Below are 14,953 nucleotides of genomic sequence, written 5' to 3'. Positions count from 1 at the left end.
GCACCTGTGACCACGACCCCCGCACGAGGCGGGCCGGTCGCCAGAGCCTCGACGGGCGACGGTGACCGGCCCCCGGCCCGCCGCACCGTCGGGCTCGTCGTCAACCCGACCGCGGGGCACGGCCGCGGACGCGAGGCCGGGCTGCTGGCCTCACAGCTCCTCACCCGAGCCGGTATCGAGGTCCTCGACGTCTCGGGAGCCTCGGTCGCCGACGCCGTCGCCCGTGCCCGCGCAGCGGCCCTCGACGGGCTCGACGCGCTCGTCGTCGTCGGGGGAGACGGCATGGTGCACCTCGGCGTCAACGCGACGGTCGAGACACCCACACCGCTCGCCGTCGTGGCCACGGGGTCGGGCAACGACTTCGCGCAGGTCCTCGGGCTCCCCGTCCACGACGTCGCCGCCTCGGTCGCCCAGGTCGTCGCCGCCCTCGAGCGGCCAGCGCGAGCCGTCGACGCCGTGCACGTCGAAGCCGTCGTGCCGGGCGGTCGGCCGCACGACCCCGCCCACGGCGACGACGCCTGGGGCGGACGCTGGTACGCAGGGGTCCTGTCCCTCGGGCTCGACGCCGACGTCAACGCCCGCGCCAACACCTACAGCTGGCCCTCGGGCCACGGCCGCTATGTGCGGGCGGTCTTCGCCTGCCTCGCCGGGTTCTCGCCCTACGGGTACAGGCTCACGACCGACGCCGGGACGCAGACCTTCCGCGGGACGCTCGTCGCCGTCGCCAGCTCCCCGCAGATCGGCGGCGGGCTGCGCATAGCCCCCGACGCCGCTGTCGACGACGGGCTCCTCGACGTCGTCTACGCGACCGAGCTCTCGCGCCGCGGCATCCTGCGGCTCTTCCCCCGGCTGTACAAGGGCACCCACCTGAGCCACCCGGCCGTGCACGTGGTCCGCACGAGGAGCGTCGTCATCGAGGCCAGCGGCGACGGCCGCGTGCCCCCGGTGGCCTTCGCCGACGGCGAGGTCGTCGGGCCTGTGCCGCTGCGCGCCCAGGTGCACCCCGGGGCGCTGCGCGTGCTGGCCTGAGGAGCAGACCGAGACAACAGGTCAGGGAAGCCTGCCGCCGCCGGCCTCCAGACCGCGGACCCGCCGACAGCGACCTAGGCTGGACGCATGGCACCCCCTTCACGACGCCGCAGGTCCGCACCCACCCCGCAGACCAGCACCCGGTCCACCTCGAGCGGGCCGAGCCCCGCCGAGCGCTACCAGCAGTACCGCCAGCGGGCCGAGCTCGAGTCCCGCGAGGTCACCGCCTTCCGTCAGACCCTCGACTTCGAGCTCGACGACTTCCAGCTCGAGGCCTGCGCAGCGCTCGAGCGCGGCCACGGTGTGCTGGTCGCAGCCCCCACAGGCGCCGGCAAGACGATCGTCGGAGAGTTCGCGATCCACCTCGCCGTCACCGGTGGTCGCAAGGCGTTCTACACGACCCCCATCAAGGCGCTCAGCAACCAGAAGTACGCCGACCTCGTCGCCCGCTACGGAGCCGACAAGGTCGGTCTGCTGACCGGTGACACCACCATCAACGGTGAGGCACCCGTCGTCATCATGACGACCGAGGTGCTGCGCAACATGCTCTACGCGGGCTCGCCGACCCTCGACAACCTCGGGTACGTCGTCATGGACGAGGTGCACTACCTCGCCGACAGGTTCCGCGGGTCGGTCTGGGAAGAGGTCATCATCCACCTCGCCGCCGACGTCCAGCTCGTGTCGCTGTCGGCGACGGTCTCGAACGCCGAAGAGTTCGGCGACTGGCTCGAGATGGTCCGCGGCGACACGACAGTCGTGGTGAGCGAGCACAGGCCCGTCCCGCTGAGCCAGCACGTCGTGGCCGCCCGCCGCGGTGCCGCACCGGGTGGGCTCTTCGACCTCTACGCGCACACCGTCGACCCGACGGCCCCGGGCCCCAACCCGCCGATCAACCCCGACCTGCTCGCCCTCATGCGCCAGGGCGACTCCTTCCGCGGAGGCGGCGGCCGGGGCCGCGGGTACCGCAGCGCCCGCGGTCAGGGCGGACCCGGCGCGCGGGGCAAGGACAGTGCGCGCGGCTCCGCAGGGACCACCGGACGACGCGGACCGGCACGGTTCACCGTGGTCGACGAGCTCGACCGTGCCCGGCTGCTCCCGGCCATCTACTTCATCTTCTCCCGCGCGGGCTGCGAAGGAGCCGTCGCGCAGTGCGTCGGTTCCGGGCTGCGCCTGACCACCCCCGAGCAAGAGCTCACCATCCGCGGGATCGTCGAGGCCCGCTGCGCGAACATCCCCTCCGAGGACCTCGCCGTCCTCGGGTACTGGGGCTGGCTCGACGCCCTGACCCGTGGGATCGCCGCGCACCACGCCGGCATGCTCCCGCTGTTCAAGGAGACCGTCGAAGAGCTCTTCAGCGCCGGTCTGGTCAAGATCGTCTTTGCGACCGAGACCCTCGCCCTCGGCATCAACATGCCGGCGCGCTCTGTGGTCCTCGAGAAGCTCGTCAAGTGGGACGGTTCCTCCCACGTCGACCTCACGCCGGGGGAGTACACCCAGCTCACCGGACGTGCCGGGCGACGCGGCATCGACGTGGAGGGTCACGCGATCGTCGTCGACCACCCCGGTCTCGACCCCGTCGTCCTGGCAGGGCTCGCCTCCAAGCGGCTCTACCCGCTCAAGTCGAGCTTCGCCCCGACGTACAACATGGCCGTCAACCTCGTGTCCCAGGTGGGCCGCGAGCGCGCCCGCGAGATCCTCGAGACGTCCTTCGCGCAGTTCCAGGCCGACCGCGGTGTCGTCGGCCTGGCGAAGCAGGCTGCTGCGAGCTCGGAGGCCCTCGACGGGTACGCCGAGGCGATGCTGTGCGAGCAGGGAGACTTCCGGGAGTACATGCGGCTGCGCAAGGCGCTCTCGGCACGGGAGACCGAGCTGTCGAAGCGGGCGACCAACGAGCGGCGCAGCGAGGTGGTCCGGGCGCTGGAGGCCTTGCAGCGGGGCGACCTCGTCGAGATCCCGTCGGGTCGCCGCGCGGGCTACGCCCTCGTGCTCGACCCCGGGGCGGACGGTGGCTTCGACGGTCCGCGCCCGACGATCCTCAGCACGGACAGGCAGGTCAAGAAGCTCACGGTCGCCGACGTGCCGCAGGGGTTGCGGGTGGTCGGCGAGGTGCGGATCCCGAAGACCTTCAACCCGCGCAACCCCGGGTCGCGGCGGGACCTCGTCTCGTCGATGAACACCCGTCTGGGGGCCTTCGCGGACACCGCCGACGGGCAGGTGCCCGGTCGTCGCTCGACACGCCGTGGTGCCGGTGACGATGCAGAGCTCGCCCGGCTCCAGGCGGCGCTCCGTGCGCACCCCTGCCACTCGTGCCCCGACCGCGAGACGCACGCGCGCTGGGCGTTGCGGTGGGAGTCCCTCGACAAGGAGCACAAGGCCCTGCTGCGACGCATCGAGGGGCGGACCGGCTCGATCGCCAAGGTCTTCGACCGCATCTGCGACGTGCTGCGCACCCTGGAGTACCTGGAGCGCGACGAGCACGGCGCGCTCGTGGTCACCCGGGCGGGGGAGAGCCTCAAGCGGCTCTACGCCGAGAGCGACCTGCTGCTCGCCGAGTGCCTGCGTCGAGGGGTCTGGGACGACCTCGACCCTGCAGGGCTGGCGGCGGCGGTCTCGACAGTCGTGTACTCGGCGCGCCGCGACGACCGCGAGGACGAGCCGCACGTCCCCGGCGGGCCCGACGGTCGCCTGGCGCTGGCCCTCGACTCGACGGTGCGCATCTGGTCGGCGCTCGACGACCTCGAGGACGCCCACAGGCTCGAGGCCACCGGCCCCCTCGACATGGGTCTGGTCGAGGCCGTGCACAGGTGGGCGTCGGGACGCAGCCTCGACGTGGTGCTCAAGGGGACCGACCTGGCCGCCGGCGACTTTGTCAGGTGGTGCAAGCAGATCATCGACGTCCTCGGCCAGCTGACCAAGGCCTCGCCTCAGGACCACGTGAGGGTGACGGCGAACAAGGCCATCGACGCGATCCGGCGCGGGGTGGTGGCGTACTCGAGCGTGTGACCGGTGGGCGCGCGCGTCGCCCGGGGGCGCAGGCGGTGTCTGCGCCCCCGGTGGACCACCTGAGCCCACAGGTGGCCTATCGTGGTTCGTCGTGACTTCCATCGTGCTCCGTGGCGGCATCATCCACTCTCCGGCAGACCCCTTCGCCGAGGCGATCCTCGTCGACGACGGGGTGGTGACCTGGATCGGCGCGAACGACACCGCCGACGGCCTCGCCGCCCGGGCCGACCGGGTGATCGAGCTCGACGGGGCGCTCGTGGCACCCGGCTTCGTCGACGCGCACGTGCACGTCGTCGAAGAGGCGCTCGCGCGGGCAGGGGTCGACCTCAGCGCAGTGACGTCCCGCGCCGCGGCCCTCGAGGCGATCGCCGAGCGCAGCCGGGCGCACTCAGCGGCCGACGGTCCGCTGCTCGCCCACGGCTGGGACGAGAGCCGGTGGGACGACTCCCGTCCGCCCACGGCCGCCGAGATCGACACCATGACCGGCGGCGCAGCCGTGTACGCGTCGCGGGCCGACGTGCACTGCGCTGTCGTCTCCAGCAGGCTCGCCGACGAGGCCGGGCTGCGGGGTCTGCCCGGCTGGCGTGAGGACGGCTTCGTCACTGGGGAGGCGCACGTCGCAGCGCGAGGTGTCGCGCGAGCGCTGTCACCGCAGGCCCGGGACAGGCTCGTCGAGGCGGGCCTGCGTGCAGCCGCGGCCAGGGGTGTGGTCAGCGTGCACGAGAACAGCGCACCAGGCCTGGACACCCGCGAGGGCCTCGCCTCGCTCCTGGCGCTCACGGCGTCAGACGACTCGGGCCTGCCGCTCGTCATCGGATATCGCGGTGAGCTGTGCCGCACGGCCGACGAGGCTCGGGAGATCGCGAGCCAGATCCCCGGCCTGCGAGGTCTGGCAGGTGACCTCAACGTCGACGGGTCGATCGGTGCGCGCACGGCCGCGCTCCGGGCCCCGTACGCCGACGCGCCCGGGCACGCCGGTGCGCTCTCCCTCGACGCCGAGCAGGTGCGCGACCACGTGCTCGCCGTGACCGAGGCGGGTCTCCAGGCCGGTTTCCACGTCATCGGCGACCTCGCGATGGACACGGCGCTCGCCGGGCTCGCGGCGGCTGCCGAGACGGCGCGCAGCGCCATGCGCAAGATCGGGCACAGGCTCGAGCACGCGCTGCTCCTCGACGACGCGGCCCTGCAGGCCCTCGTTCCCCTCGGTGTGGGTCTGAGCATGCAACCGGGCTTCGACGCCGCCTGGGGAGGCCCTGGAGGCCTCTACGAGGCACGCCTGGGCAACGAGCGGGCGGCGGGCATGAACCGCCTCGCCGCGATCGCGTCGGCGGGCATCCCGACGGCCTTCGGCTCTGACGCGCCCGTCACGCCGCTGCATCCCTGGGCGGCAGTCCGTGCAGCCGTGTTCCACCACACCGCCGACCAGCGCATCTCCGCGCGGGCCGCGTTCCGTTCGTCGACGCGCGGCGGCTGGCGCCTGGCGGGGCTCGACCACACCGGCGCCGGTGAGATCCGGGTCGGCGCGCCCGCGCACCTGGCGGTCTGGCGGGCCGAGCAGGTCACCGTGCAGTCCGAGGCCGCCGGGCTGTCGTCCTGGAGCACGGACGCACGGTCGGGTACCCCGCTGCTGCCGGACCTCACCGATCCCGCAGCCACCCCGACCTGCGTCATGACGCTGCGTGCCGGGCGGGCCATCTACGACACCCTCGGCTGAGGCTGGGGCTGGGTCTGGGCCTTCGGTCGCAGGGTGAGGCTGACGCTGGGTCTGGGCCTGAGGCGTGAAGGGCTCGTGAATCCACCCTTGACACGACTCCGAGGGGGACGAGTAGGTTCGTCTGGTGCGCGAGCGCGGCGCTCCGGCGTCCAGGGGTCAGAACCTCTCTCTGCGGGCACCAGACCAGCGACGTCGTCGCAGTTCTGGGTGGGTCCGCGCGTCCAGTAGAAAACGACGTCCTCGGACGTCGGCCCGAAGGACGCGCGGGCCGCCCGCCCACCACAGGCGACCACCAGCCTGTCCCCACCTCGGTGACGTACCCTGCACGGGTGCCCGCCCGACCTGTACCCCGCCTGCTCGCCCTCCTCCTCGCCGCCGCCGGTGGCCTGGTCACGGATCTCGCCTTCCCCGACACCGGCATCTGGGTGCTCGCACCCGTCGGCGTCGCGATGCTGTTCCTCGCCGGGAACCGCGACGCACCGTGGTGGAACGCCCTGCTCGGGGTGGTGTGGGGGGTCACCTTCTTCCTCAGGCACATCCAGTGGGCGCAGTACGCGGTCGGTGACGTCCCCTGGATCGCGCTGAGCGTCCTCGAGGCGCTCTTCATCGGGGTGGTCATGCTCGTGTGGACGTGGGTGCGGCGCGTCCCGCGCATCGGGCGGAGCGTCCTGCTGCAGGTGCTCTCGTTCTCGACTCTGTTCGTCGCGGGGGAGGTCGCCCGGTCGGCGGTGCCCTTCGGAGGGTTCCCGTGGGGTCGGCTCGCCTTCTCCCAGGCCGAGTCGGCCCTCGGCAGGCTGGCCTGGGTGGCCGGGGCGCCGCTCGTCTCCTTCGCCGTCGCGGCGGCCGGTGCGCTGCTCGCCGTCGCCGTGCTCGCCATGCTCCGCGTCCAGCTCATCACTGTCGGGGCGTCGCTGATCGCCGCCGTCGCGATCCTCGCGGTCGGCCTCGCGGTGCCTCTCGGCACGCAGGCAGAGTCCGGCACGCTCGCCGTCGGCGCCGTCCAGGGCAACGTGTCCAAGCCCGGCCTAGACGCCTTCGAGAACCGCCGAGAGGTGCTCACCAACCACGTCGACGGGACGTACTCGCTGCTCGACTCGGTCGACCAGGGCGACCTGGACATCGTGCTCTGGCCCGAGAACGGCAGCGACTACGACCCCCAGGTCGACGCCGAGGCCGCGCGCGACATCGACGACGCGGCCGCGGCTGTCGGAGCACCCATCCTCGTCGGCGCGCAGGAGTTCCCCGAGAGCGGCGGCCGGTACAACGTCGGGCTGCTCTGGGAGCCCGGGGTCGGCGTCGTCGACAGGTACGCCAAGCAGCACCCGGCGCCCTTCGCCGAGTACATCCCGATCCGTGAGCTCGTCCGGCCGTTCTCGTCGGCCGTCGACCTCGTGACGAACGACATGATCGCCGGGACCGAGGTCGGCGTCGTCGACCTCGACTCGGAGCGCCTGGGCCGGACGGTCTCGATCGGTGACGTCATCTGCTTCGAGATCGCCTACGACGGCCTCGTGCGCGACTCCGTGGCAGCCGGCGCCGAGATGCTCGTCGTGCAGACCAACAACGCGAGCTTCGGCCCCACGGCCGAGTCCACCCAGCAGCTCGCCATGTCCCAGATCCGGGCGATGGAGACGGGCCGCGCGACAGTCCAGATCTCGACCGTCGGAGTCAGCGCCGTGATCGCCCCGAACGGGACGATCGTCTCGCGCACGGGTCTGTTCACCCACGAGCAGATGATCGAGGACGTCGCTCTGCGGACCTCGACGACGCCCGCCGTCGCCATCGGTCCTGCGGTCCCGTGGGTCGTGCTCGCCGCGACGCTGGCACTCCTCGTGGCCGCGGTCGGTGCCGGTGCCCAGCGCCGCCGCGAGCGGGCCGCCGAGGTCACCGGCCGAGGAGCTCCGCGGTCTCGCCCGTCCGCAGGCCGCTCGGCTCCGAAGAAGTAGTGACAGGGACGACTCGCGGCCGGCGGGCGCGCGAGGGCGCACCCCCGGCTACAGTCCTGGGGGTGCGCACAGCGCGCACGGCCTCGGGAGCGTCACCGAGCACGACCGAGAGCCGGCACGGCGAGCAGGGAGCAGGATGGATCCGCAGGTAGACCGCGTCCTCGTGGTCGTCCCCACGTACGACGAAGCACTCACGGTTCCCACGCTCCTCGCAGGGATCCGCGAGCACGCACCCGGCGTCGACGTGCTCGTCGTCGACGACGCGAGCCCCGACGGGACAGGGGACATCGCCGAGGCCCTCGCAGCGCAGCGCACGGCCGACATCGCGGCGGCCGACCTCACGTCCGAGGGGTCGCTCGGTGCCGTCCACGTCCTGCACAGGCAGGGCAAGCAAGGACTCGGGACCGCGTACATCGCCGGGTTCCGCTGGGGCCTCGAACGCGGGTACGACGTCGTCTGCGAGATGGACGCCGACGGGTCGCACCGCCCCGAAGACCTCCCACGGCTGCTCGCGGCGTCGTCCGCCCAGCCGCACCCTGCCCTGGTGCTCGGGTCACGCTGGGTGCCGGGCGGGTCGGTCGTCAACTGGCCGCGGCACCGCGAGGTGCTCTCGCGCGGCGGCAACACCTACGTGAGGGTTGCGCTCGGGCTCCGCCTCGGCGACGCCACAGGCGGCTTCCGCGCCTACAGGGCCGAGACCTTGCGAGGACTCGACCTCGGCTCCGTCGCGTCGCAGGGGTACTGCTTCCAGGTCGACATGGCGTGGCGGGTCGCCCAAGCCGGCGGCCGCGTCGTCGAGGTGCCCATCACCTTCGTCGAACGGACGGCGGGGGAGTCGAAGATGAGCCGCGGGATCGTCCAGGAAGCACTGCTGAAGGTCACCGTGTGGGGTGTCGCGCACCGCGCGCAGCAGCTCCGCGGGCTCGTCACCGGACGCCGACGCAGCAGGTGAGGCGTGGCGGCAGGTGAGACGACCGCCTACGCCGCGTCTCCCGGCGGCGTCAGTGCGGGACGCCGCCGGGACGTGCGCCGTCAGCTCGTGAGGGCTGCGCGCACCTTCTGCGACAGGGCCTTGCCGTCGACACGGCCGAGCCCGGCTGCGGCCGCCTGCACGGCCTTCATGACTGTGCCCATGTCCTTGGGGCCGCTCGCCCCGGTCGACGCGATGGCGTCGACCACGAGGGCGTCGACCTGCTCGGGGGAGAGCGAGGCGGGCAGGTAGCCCTCGATGAGGTCTGCCTCGGCAGTCTCGTTGGCGGCGCGGTCGTCAGCCTTGGCGTCGGCGAAGATCTGCGCGCTCTCGCGGCGCTTCTTGACCTCCGAGGTGAGGACGGCCTGCACCTCCTCGTCGGAGAACTCCCGTGCCACGGAACCCGACTTCTCAGCGGTCCGGACGGCTCCGATGATCTGGCGGAGGGTGCCCGTCGTGAACGTGTCACGGGCCTTCATGGCGGTGGTCAGGTCTGAGGTGAGGCGCTCGAGCGTGGTCATGTGACTATCATGCCCGGCTGCGGCAGCACCGCACGACGAAGGCCGCACCCTCACATGTCGTGACGGTGCGGCCTTCGTCGTGCGGTGCTGCCGGCCAGCGCTCTCGACGACTGCTCTCGAACGACGCTGCCGACCTCGGCTGGTGCCTGGTGCTCAGGCGCTGCGGCGGAGCTTGCCAGCGCGCAGCAGTGCGAGACGCTCGTCGAGGAGCTCCTCGAGCTCCTTCATCGAGCGACGCTCCAGCAGCATGTCCCAGTGGGTGCGCGGCGGCTTGCCGGACTTCGCCTCAGGCCTGTCGGCGTCGCGGAGCAGAGCCTCTTCGCCGCACCGGCACTCCCAGACGACCGGGACCTCAGCCTCGGTCGAGAACGGGAGGATGATGGTGTGCCCGTTCGGGCAGTCGTAGTGGGCCTGGAACCGCGGGGCGAAGTCGACGCCCTCGTCAGATTCCATGCTCTTGGCGCCGATGCTCATGCCGCGCAGCGAGCGGTCTGCCATGTGTCCTCCAGATGTCTGCGGTCCCGGTCGTGCAGCTGACGGGTCAGCGTGCGTCCGGGCGGGTGTCCTGCTGAGTAGAACGGGTCGTGTGGTCGAGATGTTCCTGACGCGCGTGAAGGTCTCGTGAACCAGCAGACTGTGCAGCAGCGAGGCTGCGAGCCGGTGGGAGAGAGACCAGGACGACGCCGAGGTCAGCGTGCGGGCCTGGGCTCCTGGTGCGGCGTCGCGCGACTCGCGCCCGCCTGGCACTCAGGTCTCAGAACCGAACCACTGTACCGTGCCTGCGGTCGCTCCCGCATGCTGGGAGCGAGTCGCACCGGTCACAGGGTCGGCCCGGTCACGGTGTCGGCCCGGCGCAGCGCCGGCTCGATCGCAGCATCCGCTCAGGCAGAGTCCCAGCTCATGGTGCCGACCGACCGCTCGTCATCGGTCGCAGCTCGCCCGGTCGAGCGGCACGGCGCGGTCGCTCCCGACCGCGGCCACGAGGTCGACCGTCCAGCCGGCGTCGTCGGCGACCTTCCACAGGGCCCTCGCCCACCGCTTCTCGAAGGCTCCGAGCCCACCACCCGAGGGTCGGCTGATCGCGACCAGGACTATCAGACCGTCGGGGTGCTGGGCGAGGACCGTCGAGACGACGTCGACGATCTCGGCGACGGGTCCCGACGAGGGCAGCCCGGGGAGGCCGTCGAAGGGGATCGCGAGAGGGACGACCTGCCGCGCCCCGTCGAGGAAGGTGAACCACAGCACCGGTGACGAGGACAGTCGCGGTCCGACCAGACCGACCAGGTGGTCGAGGACCTCTCTCCCGGTGATCAGCGTCGTCCCCGGCTGGCAGGGAACCTCTGGCCTCGGCCGGGTCAGCAGATCGGTGCTCTGGGTCGCAGGGAGCCGTGCGTCGTAGCCGGTGTCGTGGATGGGACGTGCGTCGTCGTGTGTCATGCGGTCGACCCTGCTGTGGTCGGGCCCTCCGGGACCACGACGAGTCGGCCCCCTGTGTAAGGACACCTCCGTCCACAGCTCTCGCGCGACCAGAATTGCCTGGAACCCGCCGGAGCAGAGGTGGCCAGCGTCCGGACGCTGGTCAGGCACTGCGTACGATGGAGCGCCCACCCCGCACCACCCAGGAGACGCTGACCCATGACCGAAAGCAGCGGCGAGTCCGCTCTCGCACGGTCTTTCAAGGCCCTCTCCGACCCGAGCAGGCTCCGGCTGCTCTCGCTCGTCGCCGCTCACGACGGGGGAGAGGCGACTGTCGTCGACCTCACCGAGCCGCTCGGGCTCAGCCAGCCGACGGTGTCCCACCACCTGAAGATCCTCGTCGAGGCCGGGCTGCTGACCCGCGAGAAGCGCAGCGTGTGGTCGTACTACGCGCTCGTCCCGGGCGCGCTGGGCACGCTCGGGCGGTATCTGCGGGACGCGGACGCCGCCTGGTCGCCTGCCGAGAACGGCTGAGCCACCCGGCACAGGGCTGACCTCTGCGGCACGAGATTGAGCTCTGCGGCACACGGCCGATCCCTCGGGCCGCCCGACCACCGCTCCGACCGCGCGCCTCCGACGCAGCGCGGAGACCGCTCGGCCGGTCGACCGCCTCCCTCGAAGACCTGCGCCGCCCTCGTCAGCTGCCGTCGCGCAGGTCGGCGAGCCTGTCTTCGCTGTAGACGATCTCGTCGAAGCGCGCGACGCACCGCTCACCCATCGGGGCCTGAGACAAGAACCCGACAGTCGGGACCTGGGGCGAGCCGATGCGGAACACGCGGACGAAGTCCCACCTCGTCCCGTCGACCGAGGAGTGGAAGGCCCAGGCCTCGCCGACACGGCTGAGCCGCAGGTAGACCTCACCACCGGTGACGACCACGGAGTTGCAGTCGTCGGAGTACCCGTCGGTCACGACGCTGACGACCATCACGTCGCCCTGCGGCGACCGCTCGAAGCAGAGCTTCGCCCAGTGGTCGGCGTCGATCCACAGGCACAGCGCACCGGCGTCGAAGGTCGACCGGGGCGCGTCGACCCGGACCCTCGCCGAGAGCGTGAGGTCGCCGGTCGGCTGGAAGCCGAGCGCGGCCGCCCGGTGCTGCTGCGGTCCTCCAGTCGGGTCGTTGCTCCAGTCGACCCCCGCCGCGGCGGTCAGGACGAGGGTGCCGTCGTCGTCGAGGTGGGCGTCACCCTCGAGGGGTGCCCAGGAGAGCGGCGGGAGGCCGGGGATGTGGAGTGCCACGGTGCAGTCCTTCGTACGGTCCGGTGATCGGTGCGGCGCGACCGCGTGCGGGTCGACGCCTAGAGGATGCTAGCGAGCGAGGCCAGTGCCTGGACAGGGGCATCCCCGACGGGCTGCAGGACCACGCAGTCAGCCCCCGCCGCACGCATCCGGGCGAGCGACGCCCTGGCGTCGTCCCTGGTCCCGCTGACCGTCAGGGCGTCGACCCACGCGTCGGGGAGCGCGGCGACGAACTCTGCCCGGGAGCCAGAGCGAGCCCGCAGCGCGACGATCTCGTCGGCGAAGGGCAACGGCCGCAGGTGGGCTTCCCAGCCCGGCTCGCCGATCCACTCGAGCCCTGGACGGACCGCCTGACGGGCAGCGTGGGCGTCGACGTCGACAGCGGCTGCGTTGTACGCGACGACGCGGTGCTCAGCCGTGCCGATCTGCTGGCGGGCCTGGGCGATGTACTCGGGAGCCGACGGCTCGGCGAGCACGGTCCCGTCAGCCACCCGTCCGGCGAGCGCGAGGGAACGGGGACCACGGACCCCGGCGAGAATCGGCGGCGCCGTCCGCGGGCCGCCTTCGAGCTGGACCGCATCCAGGTGCACGTAGCGTCCGTCGACACTCACCGACTCGCCGGAGAGCAGGGCGCGCAGCGCGGTGACGTGCTCCTCGAAGGAGGTGAGGATGCTCTCGGGCCAGGCGCCGACGCTCTGCATCCACGCAGGCATGCCGTGCCCGATCCCGAGGTGCAGGCGGTCGCCGAAGAGGTCGACGAGCGTCGCTGCCTCCATCGCCGTGAAGGCGACGTTGCGCGCGGAGGCCGGCAGGATCCCGACCCCGACCCGGATGCGTGAGGTGACCGCGAGCGCGGCCGAGGCCTGCGCGATCCCGCCGCGGAACCCGAGGTCTTCGACGACCCAGAGCTCGTCGAAGCCTGCGTCGTCTGCGGCGCGGGCGAAGTCGAGGATCTGGTGGGCCGGGAGGTCCCGGGGGAGCATGATGCCGATCTCAGGGAGTGCGCTGTCCGGGGTCGCGTCGTCACGAGTCATGGGTACTACCGTACACATCACCGTCGAACCGCACAGCACCGTTGAGTCGCACGCCATGTCGCCAGCTCAGCGAGACGTGACGGCCGGCCAGGACTCGGATCTCGGCAGGATCCCTGCCACGGCTGGCCGTCATGCTCTCAGCCGGGCTGGTCTCCACTCTCGGCAGAGGCGACGGCCGCTCCGGGAGGCACCGGCGCCCCGTCCGACGTCGCCCGGCCCCGAGGCCTCGCGGCCGACGTGAGCAGCGAGGCGAGGGCCACGACGACGAGCACGACGACCATCGCCCCACGGAGCCCGTAGTGCTCTCCGAGGAAGCCGAGCAGGGGTGGGCCGACCAGGAAGGCGACGTAACCGGCCGTCGCGACGGCGGCGACCGAGGAGGTCGGGTCGTCGCTGTCGCCTGCGGCCGAGAGCGTCACGGGGAACCCGAGCGCGGCACCGAGGCCCCAGAGGATCACGGCGCAGCCTGCGACGACCACGTTGTCGGCGAACACCACGAGGGCGATGCCGGCGGCCGAGACGAGGGCGCTGACGCGCAGGACCGCGACGTTGCCGAAGCGGGCGAGCAGCGGCTCGCCCGAGAACCGGCCGATGGTCATGGCGGCCGCGAAACCCGTGAAGATGACGGACCCGAGGGTCTCGGACATGCCGTGGCCGTCGACCATGAGCAGCGGCAGCCAGTCGCTCGCCGAGCCCTCGGCGAGGGCGAGGGCGAGGACGATCAGCCCGAGCATGAGGATGCGGCTCTGCTTCCAGACGGAGAGTTGCTCACGCCAGGTGGACGAGGCTTCTGTGCCCTTGCGGGCGAGCCCCGTCGTGGCCGGTACGGTCGGAACGGCCCACAGGGCGGCCGCGGCGCCTGCCACAGCGATCGCGGTGAGGTGCCAGACGACCGGGAAGTCGACAGCGGTGAGACCGATGCCGACGGTGGCCCCGACCACCGTGCCGAGGCTGTAGCACCCGTGCAGCATCGGCAGGACAGACCGGCCCGAGGCGTTCTCGATGTCGGCACCCTCGATGTTGATCGCGATCTCGGACATCCCCACGCCACCGCCGACGAGGGCGAGGCCGACGAAGACGCCCGCCGTGAGACCCAGGCCTGACGCGATGCCCACGAGCGCGAGCCCCACGACGAGGCTGGTGCCCCCGATCGCGATGGTCCGCCGGGCGCCGTGCGCCCTGACGACGGAGGCAGAGGACAGGACACCCGTCATCGAGCCGACCGAGAGCCCGAAGAGCACGAGGCCCATCTGCCCGGTCGAGGCGTCGAGCAGGTCGCGCACGGCCGGGGTGCGGACGACCCAGGAGGCCATCGAGACGCCGACGACGAGCATGAACACGAAGACGGCCGTCCGTCGACGGCGGAGCTCGGGGCTGAACGGCGGGCGGGTGCCGACGGGGGTGCTGTGCATGTGTACGAGCGTACCGCTGAGGTCGTGGCGCCCAGGGCGGGTCTGAGAGGATGGCCCGATGGCCAGGCGATTCGACCCCACACGACGAGACCGGATCGTCGACGTGACCATCGAGGCCGTCGCCGAGCTCGGGGTCGCCGGCATCTCGGCGAGGCGCATCGCCGCCCGCGCGGACGTCCCCCTCGGGTCGATGACCTACCACTTCACCGACATGGACGAGCTGCTGCACGAGGCGTTCACGCGGTTCTCGCTGTCTGTCGCGACCCGCTTCGAGGCTCGGCTCGTGGCCGCGACCACCGTCGACGAGGCGAAGCAGGCCGTCGCGACGCTCGTCCTCGACGACCTGGCGCAGTCGCCGCGCGAGCTGGTGCTGACCCACGAGCTCTACACGCTGGCCGCCCGGGACGCGAGGTACCGGAGCATCACGCGCGAGTGGATGCGCCGCAGCCGCTCGGCGCTCGAGCGGCACTTCAGCCCGGACGTCTCGCGCCAGCTCGACGCCCTGATCGAGGGGCTGACCATCCACCAGGCTCTCGACACCGAGCCGCACGACCCTCGGGTCACCGTCTCGGCGATCGACGCGATCTGCCGCGGAGCCTGACGGGCCGGTC

13 protein-coding genes are annotated in these 14,953 nt (G+C 72.1%); 7 read left to right on the top strand and 6 right to left on the bottom strand.

The window, feature by feature from the left end; translation table 11 throughout:
• The first annotated feature begins 6 nt into the window (after nucleotides 1-6).
• From ASG53_RS11200 to ASG53_RS11180, 5 genes are all read left to right on the top strand, one after another.
• Nucleotides 7-1,029, top strand: coding sequence for a diacylglycerol/lipid kinase family protein (locus ASG53_RS11200; RefSeq protein WP_082543978.1), 1,023 nt, complete (start codon nucleotides 7-9; stop codon nucleotides 1,027-1,029).
• 87 nt (nucleotides 1,030-1,116) lie between these two features.
• A complete protein-coding gene (locus tag ASG53_RS11195) occupies nucleotides 1,117-4,032 on the top strand; it encodes a DEAD/DEAH box helicase (protein WP_056132812.1) in 2,916 nt (971 codons plus the stop codon).
• A 91-nt stretch (nucleotides 4,033-4,123) separates the two neighbouring features.
• Entirely contained in the window at nucleotides 4,124-5,746 is a 1,623-nt protein-coding gene (locus ASG53_RS11190) for an amidohydrolase (protein WP_056132808.1), read from the top strand.
• Nucleotides 5,747-6,075: 329 nt separating this feature from the next.
• Nucleotides 6,076-7,692: an apolipoprotein N-acyltransferase gene (gene lnt / locus ASG53_RS11185; RefSeq protein WP_056134156.1), complete on the top strand. Its 1,617-nt coding sequence runs from the start codon at nucleotides 6,076-6,078 to the stop codon at nucleotides 7,690-7,692.
• A 136-nt stretch (nucleotides 7,693-7,828) separates the two neighbouring features.
• The gene (locus ASG53_RS11180; RefSeq protein WP_056132805.1) at nucleotides 7,829-8,644 is read left to right on the top strand and encodes a polyprenol monophosphomannose synthase; all 816 of its coding nucleotides are present in this window, start codon (nucleotides 7,829-7,831) and stop codon (nucleotides 8,642-8,644) included.
• 80 nt (nucleotides 8,645-8,724) lie between these two features.
• On the opposite strand, the gene ASG53_RS11175 is transcribed toward ASG53_RS11180, so the two are convergent.
• From ASG53_RS11175 to ASG53_RS11165, 3 genes are all read right to left on the bottom strand, one after another.
• A complete protein-coding gene (locus ASG53_RS11175; protein ID WP_056132802.1) occupies nucleotides 8,725-9,183 on the bottom strand; it encodes a GatB/YqeY domain-containing protein in 459 nt (152 codons plus the stop codon).
• A gap of 153 nt (nucleotides 9,184-9,336) precedes the next feature.
• Nucleotides 9,337-9,681, bottom strand: coding sequence for an RNA polymerase-binding protein RbpA (locus tag ASG53_RS11170; protein WP_056132797.1), 345 nt, complete (start codon nucleotides 9,679-9,681; stop codon nucleotides 9,337-9,339).
• 423 nt (nucleotides 9,682-10,104) lie between these two features.
• Entirely contained in the window at nucleotides 10,105-10,620 is a 516-nt protein-coding gene (locus tag ASG53_RS11165) for a hypothetical protein (protein WP_056132794.1), read from the bottom strand.
• A gap of 198 nt (nucleotides 10,621-10,818) precedes the next feature.
• On the opposite strand from ASG53_RS11165, the gene ASG53_RS11160 reads away from it, so the two are divergent.
• Nucleotides 10,819-11,133, top strand: a complete 315-nt coding sequence (locus tag ASG53_RS11160; RefSeq protein ID WP_056132791.1) for an ArsR/SmtB family transcription factor — start codon at nucleotides 10,819-10,821, stop codon at nucleotides 11,131-11,133.
• A gap of 163 nt (nucleotides 11,134-11,296) precedes the next feature.
• On the opposite strand, the gene ASG53_RS11155 is transcribed toward ASG53_RS11160, so the two are convergent.
• The 3 genes from ASG53_RS11155 to ASG53_RS11145 all read right to left on the bottom strand — a co-directional run bounded on the left by ASG53_RS11155 (nucleotide 11,297) and on the right by ASG53_RS11145 (nucleotide 14,342).
• Nucleotides 11,297-11,896, bottom strand: a complete 600-nt coding sequence (locus ASG53_RS11155) for a DUF1349 domain-containing protein (protein WP_056132787.1) — start codon at nucleotides 11,894-11,896, stop codon at nucleotides 11,297-11,299.
• Nucleotides 11,897-11,955: 59 nt separating this feature from the next.
• A complete protein-coding gene (locus ASG53_RS11150; RefSeq protein ID WP_056132784.1) occupies nucleotides 11,956-12,930 on the bottom strand; it encodes an LLM class flavin-dependent oxidoreductase in 975 nt (324 codons plus the stop codon).
• Between the two features lie 137 nt (nucleotides 12,931-13,067).
• A complete protein-coding gene (locus ASG53_RS11145; protein WP_056132782.1) occupies nucleotides 13,068-14,342 on the bottom strand; it encodes an MFS transporter in 1,275 nt (424 codons plus the stop codon).
• A 58-nt stretch (nucleotides 14,343-14,400) separates the two neighbouring features.
• Here ASG53_RS11145 and ASG53_RS11140 point away from each other — a divergent pair, with 58 nt between their 5' ends.
• Complete coding sequence (locus ASG53_RS11140) at nucleotides 14,401-14,943, top strand: TetR/AcrR family transcriptional regulator (protein ID WP_056132777.1); 543 nt, start codon at nucleotides 14,401-14,403, stop codon at nucleotides 14,941-14,943.
• Nucleotides 14,944-14,953: the final 10 nt, after the last annotated feature.

The sequence above is a fragment of the Sanguibacter sp. Leaf3 genome (assembly GCF_001425965.1).
Classification (GTDB): Bacteria; Actinomycetota; Actinomycetes; order Actinomycetales; family Cellulomonadaceae; genus Sanguibacter; species Sanguibacter inulinus.
Note: the sequence above shows the minus strand (reverse complement) of the source record. Positions and strands in the feature narration are given on the sequence as shown.

Bases quoted from the DNA above. Each gene is read 5' to 3' on its own strand.
- ASG53_RS11140 (WP_056132777.1), top strand. From the start codon at position 14,401: ATGGCCAGGCGATTCGACCCCACACGACGAGACCGGATCGTCGACGTG.
- ASG53_RS11170 (WP_056132797.1), bottom strand. From the start codon at position 9,681: ATGGCAGACCGCTCGCTGCGCGGCATGAGCATCGGCGCCAAGAGCATG.
- ASG53_RS11150 (WP_056132784.1), bottom strand. From the start codon at position 12,930: ATGACTCGTGACGACGCGACCCCGGACAGCGCACTCCCTGAGATCGGC.
- ASG53_RS11165 (WP_056132794.1), bottom strand. From the start codon at position 10,620: ATGACACACGACGACGCACGTCCCATCCACGACACCGGCTACGACGCA.
- ASG53_RS11145 (WP_056132782.1), bottom strand. From the start codon at position 14,342: ATGCACAGCACCCCCGTCGGCACCCGCCCGCCGTTCAGCCCCGAGCTC.
- ASG53_RS11175 (WP_056132802.1), bottom strand. From the start codon at position 9,183: ATGACCACGCTCGAGCGCCTCACCTCAGACCTGACCACCGCCATGAAG.
- ASG53_RS11180 (WP_056132805.1), top strand. From the start codon at position 7,829: ATGGATCCGCAGGTAGACCGCGTCCTCGTGGTCGTCCCCACGTACGAC.
- ASG53_RS11160 (WP_056132791.1), top strand. From the start codon at position 10,819: ATGACCGAAAGCAGCGGCGAGTCCGCTCTCGCACGGTCTTTCAAGGCC.
- ASG53_RS11195 (WP_056132812.1), top strand. From the start codon at position 1,117: ATGGCACCCCCTTCACGACGCCGCAGGTCCGCACCCACCCCGCAGACC.